Here is a 12,507-nt window from a genome sequence, read left to right on the forward strand (position 1 = left end):
TTGATACGATGGATACCATTCATATCCGCCAAGGGCGGAACATCAAGATCAAGGGGGCCGCGTCCAAAGAGATCGCCGCTGCCCCTTTGCCCTCGAAGGTCGGGGTTTACCCGTCGGACTTTCGCGGCATGCACTGGCGCCCTGTTGTCAAGGAAGGAGATGCCGTCAAGGTCGGCGCGCCGCTTCTTGAGGACAAGGCCCATCCGCAGATCAAGATCGTTTCTCCGGCGAGCGGCCGCGTGTCAGCGGTCAACCGCGGAGAGAAACGGGTCCTGCTGTCGATTGTCGTCGATACGGACGGCAGGCAGGAAGCGGCCGTTCATGCCAAATATTCTCCTGATCAGCTTCGTTCCCTCTCCCGCGATAACGTGATCCAGCAGCTTTTGGTTTCCGGCGTTTGGGCCTGCATCCGCCAGAGGCCGTTTTCCAGGATCGCCAGTCTTTCCGATACCCCGAAATCCATTTTTGTCCGCGCCATGAGCACGGATCCCCTGGCCCTTGACGTAGATTTTGTCCTGCAGGGCCGCGAACAGGAGTTCCAGGCCGGCCTGGACATCCTGTGCAAGCTGACCAAGGGTGATGTCCATGTCTGCTGCGACGCCAAGGCGTCTTCCAGGGCCCTGACCCAGGCCCGGAACGTGAAAATCCATGGATTTTCCGGGCCGCATCCCGCTGGTAACATCAGCACCCACATTCATTATGTTGATCCTGTCCGTAAAGGCGACATTGTCTGGTATCTCGGAGCCGAGGACGTCTTAAGGATCGCGGCGTTATTCACCCGGGGCGTTTTTTCTCCGGAGCGTATTGTGGCCGTGGCAGGGGAGGGTGTTGATCGCAGAGTTTATCTGAAAACCGTCATCGGCGCGCCGGTCAGCAGTCTGGTCGGCGGCCGCGTGAAGGAGAGCCTTCGCTATATATCCGGCAGCGTCCTGTCCGGGGCCAGCGTCGGCCCCAACGGATTTCTTGGATTTTATGATACCCAGCTCACCGTGATCCCCGAAGGCGGCAAACGCCGTTTCCTGGGCTGGATCACGCCGGGATTTGGATCTTACAGTTTTTCAAAGACTTTCGCGTCTTCTTTTCTGCCGGACCGCGAGGTTGCCCTGGATACGGACACCAACGGCAGTGAACGCGCGGTGGTCCTAAACGAAGTTTACGATGCGTATGTTCCCCTGGACATCATGACGTTCTTTTTGATGCGCGCCGTGATCGCCGGGGATATTGAGGAAGCGGAGAACCTGGGCATCCTCGAGTGTGATGAGGAGGATTTTGCGTTGTGCACGTTCGCCTGTCCGTCCAAGGTGGACGTGGGCGGGATCATCCGCGGCGGACTGGATTTAATAGAGAAGGAAGGGTAATAAAGGAGCGGATAGCGGTTAGCGTAAAGCGGATAGAATTCTTGTGTTTTTTCTAAACGCTATCCGCTAAACGCTCAACGCTAATGAATTATGAAATTCCTTGAAGAACACCTGAAAAAAGCCGAACACCTTTTCGAAAAGGGCAAGCCTCTGGCCAAATTTTATCCTCTTTTCGAGGCCTTGGATACGTTTCTGCTGACGCCCGGCAAGGTGACCAAGAGGGGCCCGCATGTGCGTGACGCCGCGGACCTGAAGCGCGTCATGGTTTTTGTTATCATCGCCCTGGTTCCAGCCACCCTCATGGGGATGTTCAACACCGGTCATCAGATGTTGCTGGCCAAAGGGCTGGCTTATGATTTTTGGCAATGCTGGATCCTGGGCGCGCAAAAAGTCCTTCCGATCATCATTATTTCCTACATGGCCGGCGGGTTCTGGGAAGTGCTGTTCGCGGTGATGCGCAAGCATGAGATCAATGAGGGTTTTCTCGTCACAGGGCTTTTGTTCCCGTTGACGCTTCCTCCGGACATGCCGCTGTGGCAGGCCGCGGTGGGGATATCGTTCGGGGTCGTGTTCGGCAAGGAGATTTTCGGCGGGACAGGCATGAACGTGTTCAATCCCGCGCTGGTGGCGCGGGCTTTCGTGTTCTTTGCTTATCCGGCCCAGATCTCAGGCTCGAACGTCTGGGTGGCGGTGGACGGGTTTACTCGGGCCACCCCCCTGGCCGTGGCTGCCGATGCCGGGCGCGGCCAATCGGCCATCGATGCCCTGCAGGCCGCCGGGTATAATTTTAACAATATGCTCACGGGTTTTATCCCGGGATCGATCGGGGAGACCTCGGCCCTTGCCTGCTTGGCCGGTTTGATATTTTTGCTCATCACGCGCGTTGCCAGCTGGCGGACCGTTGCCGGATGCGTCCTGGGATTGCTGGCGATGGCTTCCGTGTTTTATTTTCTCAAGGGCCCTAATCAGTTGTCGTTTTTTGCCCTGCCGCCGCATTGGCACTTGGTCATGGGCGGATTCGCCTTCGGCGCGGTGTTCATGGCCACGGACCCGGTGTCGGCCCCCGCGACCCAGTTGGGGCGGTGGATTTACGGATTTCTCATCGGGGTCCTGACAGTCCTGATCCGCGTGGTCAATCCGGCGTATCCCGAAGGCGTCATGCTGGCCATCCTGTTCATGAATATTTTTGCGCCCCTGATCGACTATTTCATTTTGCAGAAGCATATCCAGAAAAGATTGAAGGGCGTTACCTGGCCGGTCAAGGCCGGTTAAGGGATTTTTGAGAAAATAAAGGGTGCCGATGTGATAGACTTAAAAAGTAACCGTTATACGTTCCTGTTCGCGGTCATTGTCTGCGTGGTCAGCGGGGTCATGCTGTCCGCGGTGTCCGAGGGGTTCCGCGCGCGCCAAGAATTGAACATGGCCATGGACGTCAAAAAGAACATCCTGAAGGCCGTTGTTCTGAAAGAGCCCATCCCGCCCAAGGCCGCGCAGCAGGACATTTTAAAGGTCTTTGAGTCAAAGATCGAAGAGCATGTGATTGACGGCCAGGGGAATGTCATGGAAGGCCGCAAACCGGCGGATATCAAAGACCGGGAAACCGGCGTGTATCCGATGTATATTTATAAGGAAGACGCCCGGATAATGGCTTACGCGTTTCCCATTGTCGGCCAGGGGTTGTGGTCCACCCTGTATGGTTACTTGGCCCTGGAGCCCGATGCCGTGACGGTCAGAGGGATTACTTTTTATAAACACGGCGAGACCCCAGGCCTTGGCGGCGAGATTGAAAAGGACTGGTTTCAGAACAATTTCAAGGGTAAAAAAGTCTGGTCCATCAAAGAGAGCAAATTGACGCCGATCGTGGTCCTGAAGGGAAGGGTTGTGGACCATGCCCACGGAGATTCTGCGGAACATTCCGTGGACGGCATCACGGCCGCGACCCTGACCGGCAACGGCGTCACGGAGATGATGGACAAATGGTTGCGGATCTATGAGCCGTATTTGAGCAAGGCACGGAAGAGGTAGTCGTTTGTTCGCGCGCGGGTTGCGTGTTGCTGAATAACAAGGAGGTCGTTATGGCCGAGGCGTTATTGTCGAAGAAAAATCAGAAGATCATCAAGGACGGATTGTGGGATTCCAATCCCATTTCATTCCAGATCCTTGGCATCTGCTCAGCTCTGGCAGTCACCACGCAATTGAAGACCGCTATTTTTATGTCGGTCGGCCTGACGTTTGTCACGTCCATGGCGAACGTGGTGATTTCCCTTATCCGTAATTATGTCCCGCCGAAGATCCGTATCATCGTTCAGTTGACGGTGGTCTCGTCCTTGGTCATCACCATCGACCAGATTTTCAAGGCATTTTTCTATGATGTCAGCAAGCAGCTGAGCGTTTTCGTCGGGCTCATCATCACCAACTGCATCGTCATGGGGCGGCTGGAGGCCTTTGCCATGAGCAACCCGCCGTGGAAGTCTTTCCTGGACGGACTGGCCAACGGTCTGGGATACAGCGCGGTGTTGATCCTCATCGGGATTGTTCGGGAGATTCTCGGATCGGGGACGTTGCTGGGATTCCACGTGATCCCCGAAGCGTTTTATGCCCATGGCTACGTGAATAACGGCATGATGGTCCTGGCCCCGGGAGCGTTTTTCCTCTTGGGGATCATTGTGTGGATCCAACGGGCCATTTCGGGCTACGCTGAGAAATAATGAACACGCAACTTGCGGCGCGAATTAGTCCCGGCGGTTTGTCCCGCAAAGCGATTGGGACATCCGGGGCCGATATCAGGGAGGACATACGTTGGACATCGTTCATTATGTGAATTTGGCCATCAAAGCCATCTTTGTTGAGAATATCCTTTTGGCGTTCTTCCTGGGCAACTGCTCCTATATCGCCTGTTCCAAGAAGATCGACACGGCGATCGGGCTGGGGATCGCGGTTATTTTTGTCACGTTGATCTGCACGCCGGCCTGCTGGGCCATTAAAAATTTTCTTTTGGCCAAGGGCGCGCTGGGCTGGGCCGGGTTGCCGGGCGTGGATTTGAGTTTCCTGGTTTTTATTGCGTTCATCGCCGTTATCGCGGCCATGACGCAGATCGTCGAGATGGTCGTTGAAAAGGTCAGTCCGGCGCTTTACAGCGCGCTGGGGATATTCCTGCCATTGATCGCGGTGAACTGCGCGATTCTGGGGGCGGCCCTTTTCATGGATCAGAGAAATTATAATTTTCTGGAATCGGTGGTTTTCGGTTTGGGCGGCGGGATCGGCTGGGCCATGGCCATCGTGGCCATGGCGGCGCTCCGTAAGAAGCTGGCCTACTCCAATATCCCGGCGCCGTTGCGAGGCCTGGGGATCACCATGCTGTTGTCCGGGATCATGTCCATGGGCTTCATGTGCTTTGCCGGGATCCGGCTATAAAAGGAAATTCCAATGCCTTTGCCGCTTTACATATTGCTTAGCACCGCGGTCTTCACCGGTCTCATCGTCCTTCTGGTCGCCATCCTGGCCTTTGTCGAGTCCAAGGTCGTCAAGGCCGGCAACTGCAAGATCTTCATCAATGACGATCCGGAGCCGGTCCTTGTTGCCGCCGGGAAAAACCTGCTGTTCACGCTGGCCAACACCAAGATCTTTCTGCCGTCGGCCTGCGGCGGCGGCGGGTCCTGTGCGATGTGCAAATGCCAGGTCCTGGAAGGCGGCGGCAACGTTCTCCCGACGGAAACGGGCCAGCTCACGCGCCGCGAGCAGAAGAATCACGTGCGCCTGGCCTGCCAGGTCAAGGTGCGCAACGACCTCAAGATCCGCATCCCGGACGAAATTTTTCATATCAAGAAATTCGATTGCACGGTCCGCTCCAACCGGAACGTGGCCACGTTCATCAAGGAGCTGGTTCTGGAATTGCCGGCGGGCGCTCACCTGGACTTCAAGCCCGGCGGTTATATTCAGATGGACGTTCCGGTGTATCATTTGAACTTTAAAGATTTCGACATCGATCCCAAATACCATCCGGACTGGGACAAATACAACCTTTGGTCCCTGAAGGCCCAGAACGACGAGCCGGTCTTCCGCGCCTATTCCATGGCCAATCATCCGGGGGAAAAGGGCGTCGTGATGCTCAACATCCGCATCGCCACGCCGCCGCCCAACGACATGACGATCCCCCCGGGCAAATGTTCTTCTTACGTCTTCGGTTTGAAACCCGGGGACAAAGTGGTTGTGAGCGGGCCTTACGGCGAGTTTTTCATCAAGGACACCAAGAGGGAGATGATGTACATCGGCGGCGGCGCCGGGATGGCTCCTCTGCGCAGCCACCTGTTCCATCTGTTCCATACCCTGCAGACGCGCGACCGCAAGGTGACGTATTGGTACGGGGCGCGTTCCAAGAGAGAGATGTTTTATACCGAGGATTTTGAGCAGATCGCGAAGAATTTTCCGAATTTTGCCTACAACATCGCGCTGTCGGCGCCCCTGCCCGAAGACAATTGGAAGGGGGACGTCGGCTTCATCCACGACGTCGTTTACCGCAACTACCTCAAGAACCATCCTGAACCCGAAGAGATCGAATATTATCTCTGCGGCCCGCCCATGATGCTCTCGGCGGTCCAGAAAATGCTGGATTCTCTGGGCGTGCCTAAAGAGATGATCGCCTTTGATTCGTTTGGATAATGACGGCTTGATTTACGGAACGAAGTGAACGCAAATCAAGCGGGGCTCATGTATTGTGGCGGATGGTGTAAGGCGAGCGATGATGGATTACGCTTTGTGCTCGCAATCGTCCGAAGATTTCGGAGGATCATTCTTGCAGTGGCAGTCCGGCCCCAGCGAACACCCTTTCTTGAGGGTTTTTCTCGCCAGGATGAGGCCGATGGCCATCATTCCGAAGCAGCCAATCAGAACCAGAATGCTGAGGAATTTTTCCATGCCCGTAGTATAATGGAAGAATCAAAGTTTTTCAAATCTTGTCTTTTGGGAGATTCATGACAACCTCTCCGGCAAACAAAAATATTAAGCTCACCACCAGCCCCCAGGAAGAGATCAAGATCCTGCGTAAGATCGTGGACCTGGCCAGTTCCGACATGGATTTGAATCTCGTCCTGAAGGAAGTGGTCAAGGTGGTCAACGAAATGACGCTGGCCGATTCGATTTTTATCTACCTTTTTGACGAGACGCGCAAACGGCTGGTCCTCCGCGCTTCCAAGATCCCCCATAAGAGCATGATCGGCAAGATCGTCCTGCATGTCGGAGAGGGGATCACCGGCTGGGTCGCCCGCGAGAACAGGCCTGTCGCGATCCCGAAGAACGCTTATCAGGATTCCCGGTTCAAAGGGTTTGATGTCCTTCCCGAAGACCGCTATGAGGCCTTTTTGTCCGTGCCCATCATTTACAAGGGCAGGGTCAGCGGCGTCATCAATGTCCAGCACCGCAACCCGCATGTCTACCCGGCCCGCGCCGTCAATCTCATCAACACCATCGCCAAGCAGGTCGGCGGCGTCATCGAACATGCCCGGCTTTTTGAAGATGCCGAAAAAAAGGCGGCGCAATTTGACAGCCTGGTCAAGGTCAGCCAGTCCATCACGTCGGAACATTATCTTGACGAGATCCTTAGCCTCATCGTGGTCGTCACCGCCGAGATGCTCAATTCCAAAATTTGCTCGATCCTGCTCTTGAACGAAACCGGCGAAGAGCTGGTCATCAAGGCGACCCAGAGCCTGAGCGAGGATTACAAGCGCAAACCCAACGTTAAGGTCAATGCGAGCCTCATCGGGGAAGTGGTCAAATTCGGCAAGGCCCTCACGGTCGCGGACGTCCGGCAGGAACAGAGGTATTTTTACAGGGAGCTGGCCGTCAAGGAACATTTGAGTTCTATGGTCGCGGTCCCGATGACCGTCAAAGACAAGGTGATCGGCGTGATTTGTGTCTACACCCAGGAACCGCACGAGTTCACGGCCGAAGAAATCAATGTCCTGCAGATGGTCGCGAACCAGGCCGCGGTGGCTGTCGAGAACACCAAGCTTGTCGAAGAGGCCCTGAAGGCCCGCGAAGCGCTCGAGACCCGCAAGCTCATCGAGCGGGCCAAAGGGATCCTGATGCGCATGAGCAATCTCTCTGAAGAAGCCGCTTACAAGGTGATCCACAAGAAGAGCATGGACACGTGCAAAACGATGAAAGAGATCGCCGAGTCGCTCATCCTGATGGACGAAATCCAAAATGGCGCCCATAAGCGTGTTTGAGAAAACGATATTTCACGACGGACAAAAGTTGTTGGGCGGGACGATTTTAAAAAAGTTCTTGACAAGGTTTGCGCCGGCGTGTATCTTTGTGGTGTAAAGACACTGATGTTTTTACGATGAACGGGCAAAGGAGTCCTCAAAAGGCCGTGTAACCTTTTGGGGATTTTTTATTTTTGAGCATCCCGTTTTTCATCAGGGCATTGAGGCCCTCATTCCTCTGCGTGGGATCGCTGGGGGATGAGGGCTTTTTATTGAGTTAATCCCCGGCGATGTCGGTCGGGATTTCGGGGCGCGGAAGTCCCCAATGGACACCGGGATGGTGTCGGTTGGGGATTTTTTATGCCTAAACTTAGACCGGCAGGGAGAGCCGCAACAGGGAAAGGAGCAGGAACCATGAAACAGATCATCACGCCGGCACGGTCAGGGATTTTGAAGTCTTTTCAATCTGGGCGCAGGGGGGCGGTGGAAGCTTTTGTGCTGCTTTTGACCTTCCTGGCGTTCCCCGTCCATGCGGGCGCGCAGGAAACGGAAGAGTCCCAAACCCTTCTGGGTGACTTTTTTAAGGAGCACAACATCGATTTCTCCGCAGGGGGCACGCTGGATTATTTCGACAAATACGTGTGGCGGGGTCAGTATCTGGACAAAGACAGCGTCCTTCAGCCGGGGTTCAGCCTTTCGGCCAAAGGCCTCACCTTCGGTTACTGGGGGAGCTATGACATGGAGAACCAGGACGCCCTGGCATCTGATGAGAGTGATTACTATGTCTCGTATTCCCGCGGTTGGGAACCGTTCACATTCACGGTCGGGCACACTTGGTATGATTTTCCGGAAGGCAACACGTCTTCCAAAGAATTTTTTCTGACCGTGGCTTGGGACACCTTCCTCGCCCCGACGCTCACCTACACCCATGATTATGAAGACGGCAAGGACCTGAATACCGACAAAGACGGGAATTACTGGGCCCTGGGTGTCAGCCACAGCATCCCTGTTGTGGAGAAATACGGGATCACCCTGGACCTGGCCGGCAGCGTCGGCTTTGTGGACGGCCAGTGGCTGTCCGGTGAAGGCGGGCATTTCACGCCGACCGTCGGGCTCAAACTGCCCTTGTCCGATTCCATCACGATGACCCCGACAATGGGGTACAACGTCCCGTTCGGGGACCTTTCAGACGACAACATCGGCAATCAGGATGAGGAATTTTTCGGAGGCGTCAAGGTGGCTTTTGCGATGTGAACCCTATAAACCCATCAAAAGGAGGGAGACCTATGAGGAAAAAGTTGACTGTGTGAAGGCATAAAATCGTTTAAGACATTAATGAAGGAGGTAATAAAAATGAGTTTTTTCAGAAAATTATCGCAATGGAAATTATTGTTGGGGATCGGCGTTCTGCTGTGCACGGCGGCCCCCGTATTGGCTGAAGATACCCCGCCGACGATGGAATCGTTGAGCCAGATGGCGGCAGATCACCAGATCCTGCTGGACACGATCTGGACTCTCTTGGCCGGGGTCCTGGTGTTTTTCATGCAGGCGGGTTTTGCGCTCGTGGAAACAGGTTTTACCCGGGCCAAGAACGCCTGCAACATCCTGATGAAGAACTTGATGGATTTCAGCCTCGGGACGGTCGCGTTCTGGGTCGTCGGGTTCGGCATCATGTTCGGCGCGGGCAACGCGTTCTTCGGCACCAGCGGGTTTTTCCTGCATGATGCCGGGGGGACGTTTGCGTCCCTGGACTGGACCAAGGTCCCTCTCACGTGTAAATACTTCTTTCAGCTGGTCTTTGCCGCGACCGCCGCGACCATCGTGTCCGGGGCCATGGCGGAACGCACGAAGTTCGGGTCTTATATCATCTACAGTCTCGCAGTCACGGCATTCATTTATCCGGTCTCCGGGCATTGGATCTGGGGCGGCGGCTGGTTGGCGAGTCTTGGTATGTGGGATTTCGCTGGATCCACAGTCGTTCACTCTGTCGGCGGCTGGCTGGCTTTGGCTGGAGCTATCATGCTGGGCCCGCGTTTGGGGAAATATAATGCCGATGGATCATCCAATGCCATCCCCGGGCACAATCTGCCCCTGGCAACATTGGGGGTCTTTATCTTGTGGCTCGGCTGGTTCGGGTTCAACCCGGGCAGCACCATGGCCGCGACAACCAGCATTACCCATATCGCGGTGACAACCAACATGGCGGCGGCCGTTGGCGCCATTGCAGCCATGGTCACATCCTGGGTTTTGTTCAAGAAGTCCGACATCAGTATGGCCTTGAACGGAGCCTTGGCTGGTTTAGTGGCCATCACCGCGGGCTGCGCGTTTGTGTCCGTGGGCAGTTCGTTCTTGATTGGGCTTGTGGCCGGTGTCTTGGTTGTGTTTTCCGTCGTTTTCCTCGATAAGGTCCTGCATGTTGACGACCCGGTCGGTGCCATTTCCGTCCATGGCGTTTGCGGCGCCTGGGGGACTTTGGCGGTCGGGCTGTTTGCCCAGGATATGTTCTCCCCGGGCACGACCGGTAACGGATTGTTGTTCGGCGGCGGAATGAAGCTGCTCTCGGCCCAATTCATCGGTGTCGCGTCCGTGTTTCTGTGGTGCGCCGTGATGGGGTTCATCATGTTTTCGATCATCAAGGCGGTTGCCGGACTCCGCGTCAGCAAGGAAGAAGAGCTTCGCGGCCTGGATATCGACGAACACGGGATGGAAGCCTACTATGGGTTCCAGATCTTTGTGACCCAATAACTGCGGGATCAACCGGAGGTCCATCGCCATGAAGATGCGTTCGACCTTGAGGGCAGCACCGTACATCCTGTATCAGAGGATCCAGCACAGCGTCGGGCCGCATGAGCATATCCCGGCCAACGGGTGGATCCGTAAACTTCACGTGAGCGCAAGAAGAGGAGGAAACAAAAGATGAAAATGATCATCGCCATGATTCAACCGCACAAACTGCCGGATGTCAAAAAGGCGCTGTTTGACGCGGATGTTCATAAAATGACCGTGACCAATGTTCTGGGTTGCGGGCAGCAAAAAGGGTTCAGCGAGACGTACCGCGGCGTTGTCCATGAGATCAACCTTCTCAAGAAGATCCGGCTGGAGATCGCGGTCAACGACGACTTCGTCAAGCCGACGGTCCGGGCCATCATCAAGGGGGCCAAGACCGGGAAGATCGGGGACGGGAAGATCTTTGTCATGGACCTGCCCCAGTGCATCCGGATTCGGACCGAAGAAGAGGGGCACCTGGCCATCGGCTGATTTTTTTGCCGCTCTCCGGGGAGGGGAGAGGAGGGAGTCGGCGGCCTTTATCTCCCTCCTCTGTCCCGGACCTGCACGTTGTCCTGGGGCAGGGGAAAAGGCCGCCGTTTTTAACGATTGCGGAAGAAGAGCTTCGCGTCCTAAAAAAATTCTTGACAAATTTTTGGCGCGACGCTATACTTTCATCAATCTGAAGGCGTTGAAGTCTTTGGAGACATCTTCGGTTTTGTCGCCGTGCGGCTCCCGGAAATTCATGGGGAGATTGCCAAAAGCCGAAACGAACAGGGCATAGAAGTCCTCGAAAGCCACGCGTGTGGTTTGCGGGGATTTTTTTTTGGGCAATGGGGTCCGAAGATATGCCGCGACGGGTCAGTCAAAGGGCAGCTTAAATCTAAATTCAAATTGTGGAGGGAGAACACAATGGACATGATCAATAGCGGAGATACAGCGTGGGTCCTGGTTTCATCAGCGCTGGTTATGCTGATGACGCCGGGGCTGGCGTTATTTTACGGCGGCATGGTCCGTCGTAAGAACGTTTTAGGGATTTTGATGCAGTGCTTTATCATCCTCTGCATCCTGAGTCTTCAGTGGGTTTTGTTCGGCTACAGCCTGGCTTTCGGCAAAGGTTCGGCTTTTATCGGCGGGCTGGATTGGTTCGGCTTGAATGGGGTCGGACAGGAACCGAATGCCGATTATGCCGCAACAATCCCGCATCTGGCGTTCATGATTTTTCAGGCCATGTTCGCGATCATCACCCCGGCCCTGATCATCGGGGCCTTTGCCGAACGTATGAAGTTTTCGGCCTTCATCCTTTTTAGCCTTCTCTGGGCGACATTTGTTTATGACCCGGTCTGCCACATGGTTTGGGCCGTGGGCGGCTGGATCCGCGACATGGGAGCGCTGGATTTCGCGGGCGGAACGGTTGTCCATATCAACGCCGGGATCGCCGCGCTCGTGACAGCGATCGTGTTGGGGAAAAGATCCGGCTACATGAACAAGCCGACTCCTCTGCACAATATCCCTCTGACCGTTCTCGGGGCCGCCCTTCTGTGGTTCGGGTGGTTCGGGTTCAACGCCGGCAGCGCCCTGGGCGCCAACGGTTTGGCCGCCAACGCGTTTGTGACGACCAACACCGCCGCCGCAGCAGCCGGTTTGAGCTGGGCGCTGTTGGAATGGTGGAAGAGCGGCAAGCCGACGATGTTCGGGACCGTGACCGGCGCCGTGGCCGGGCTCGTGGCCATCACGCCTGCCGCGGGTTTCGTGACAACGATGTCCGCTATCCTGATCGGCCTTTCGGTCAGCGTGGTCTGCTATTTCGCCGTTGGGATCCTCAAGCCGAAATTCGGATATGACGATTCCCTGGACGCGTTCGGTGTCCACGGTGTCGGCGGGATATGGGGCGCTTTGATGACCGGCCTTTTTGCCACAAAGGCGGTCAACCCTGCTGGCAACGACGGGTTATTTTACGGCAACCCGGCCTTGCTCGTGATTCAGTTCAAAGCCGTTGCCATTACGGTGATTTACTCCCTGATCGTGACCTTCATCATCCTGAAGGTGGTAGACCTGTTGGTGGGAGCCAGGGTCAGTCAGGAAGATGAAGCGATGGGCCTTGATTTGACGCAGCATCATGAGAGGGCCTATACAATTCTCGAATAAAAAATGACCTTGGGGTCCCCAACGGCGGGACA

General features: G+C 55.5%; 12 protein-coding genes. 11 read left to right on the plus strand and 1 reads right to left on the minus strand.

What is annotated here, in order from left to right; all coding sequences use genetic code 11:
* Positions 1-8: 8 nt before the first annotated feature.
* The 6 genes from Q8Q08_05935 to nqrF all read left to right on the plus strand — a co-directional run bounded on the left by Q8Q08_05935 (position 9) and on the right by nqrF (position 6,017).
* Entirely contained in the window at positions 9-1,358 is a 1,350-nt protein-coding gene (locus tag Q8Q08_05935; protein MDP2653558.1) for a Na(+)-translocating NADH-quinone reductase subunit A, read from the plus strand.
* Between the two features lie 90 nt (positions 1,359-1,448).
* Positions 1,449-2,630: an NADH:ubiquinone reductase (Na(+)-transporting) subunit B gene (locus tag Q8Q08_05940; GenBank protein MDP2653559.1), complete on the plus strand. Its 1,182-nt coding sequence runs from the start codon at positions 1,449-1,451 to the stop codon at positions 2,628-2,630.
* A gap of 30 nt (positions 2,631-2,660) precedes the next feature.
* Positions 2,661-3,383: an NADH:ubiquinone reductase (Na(+)-transporting) subunit C gene (gene nqrC, locus Q8Q08_05945; GenBank protein ID MDP2653560.1), complete on the plus strand. Its 723-nt coding sequence runs from the start codon at positions 2,661-2,663 to the stop codon at positions 3,381-3,383.
* Positions 3,384-3,433: 50 nt separating this feature from the next.
* On the plus strand, positions 3,434-4,066 hold the full coding sequence (locus Q8Q08_05950) for an NADH:ubiquinone reductase (Na(+)-transporting) subunit D (protein ID MDP2653561.1): 633 nt from the start codon (positions 3,434-3,436) through the stop codon (positions 4,064-4,066).
* 97 nt (positions 4,067-4,163) lie between these two features.
* Complete coding sequence (gene nqrE / locus Q8Q08_05955; protein ID MDP2653562.1) at positions 4,164-4,772, plus strand: NADH:ubiquinone reductase (Na(+)-transporting) subunit E; 609 nt, start codon at positions 4,164-4,166, stop codon at positions 4,770-4,772.
* Positions 4,773-4,784: 12 nt separating this feature from the next.
* On the plus strand, positions 4,785-6,017 hold the full coding sequence (nqrF, locus tag Q8Q08_05960) for an NADH:ubiquinone reductase (Na(+)-transporting) subunit F (protein MDP2653563.1): 1,233 nt from the start codon (positions 4,785-4,787) through the stop codon (positions 6,015-6,017).
* An 87-nt stretch (positions 6,018-6,104) separates the two neighbouring features.
* Here nqrF and Q8Q08_05965 read toward each other — a convergent pair whose 3' ends face one another.
* The gene (locus tag Q8Q08_05965; GenBank protein ID MDP2653564.1) at positions 6,105-6,272 is read right to left on the minus strand and encodes a hypothetical protein; all 168 of its coding nucleotides are present in this window, start codon (positions 6,270-6,272) and stop codon (positions 6,105-6,107) included.
* Between the two features lie 56 nt (positions 6,273-6,328).
* On the opposite strand from Q8Q08_05965, the gene Q8Q08_05970 reads away from it, so the two are divergent.
* The 5 genes from Q8Q08_05970 to Q8Q08_05990 all read left to right on the plus strand — a co-directional run bounded on the left by Q8Q08_05970 (position 6,329) and on the right by Q8Q08_05990 (position 12,475).
* Positions 6,329-7,582, plus strand: a complete 1,254-nt coding sequence (locus Q8Q08_05970; GenBank protein ID MDP2653565.1) for a GAF domain-containing protein — start codon at positions 6,329-6,331, stop codon at positions 7,580-7,582.
* Positions 7,583-7,975: 393 nt separating this feature from the next.
* Positions 7,976-8,815, plus strand: a complete 840-nt coding sequence (locus tag Q8Q08_05975) for a TorF family putative porin (GenBank protein ID MDP2653566.1) — start codon at positions 7,976-7,978, stop codon at positions 8,813-8,815.
* 201 nt (positions 8,816-9,016) lie between these two features.
* Positions 9,017-10,306: an ammonium transporter gene (locus Q8Q08_05980; protein ID MDP2653567.1), complete on the plus strand. Its 1,290-nt coding sequence runs from the start codon at positions 9,017-9,019 to the stop codon at positions 10,304-10,306.
* Positions 10,307-10,477: 171 nt separating this feature from the next.
* Entirely contained in the window at positions 10,478-10,819 is a 342-nt protein-coding gene (locus Q8Q08_05985) for a P-II family nitrogen regulator (GenBank protein ID MDP2653568.1), read from the plus strand.
* A gap of 420 nt (positions 10,820-11,239) precedes the next feature.
* Positions 11,240-12,475, plus strand: coding sequence for an ammonium transporter (locus tag Q8Q08_05990; protein MDP2653569.1), 1,236 nt, complete (start codon positions 11,240-11,242; stop codon positions 12,473-12,475).
* Positions 12,476-12,507: the final 32 nt, after the last annotated feature.

The sequence above is a fragment of the Candidatus Omnitrophota bacterium genome (genome assembly GCA_030688425.1).
GTDB lineage: Bacteria > Omnitrophota > Gorgyraeia > Zapsychrales > JANLHA01 > JAUYIB01.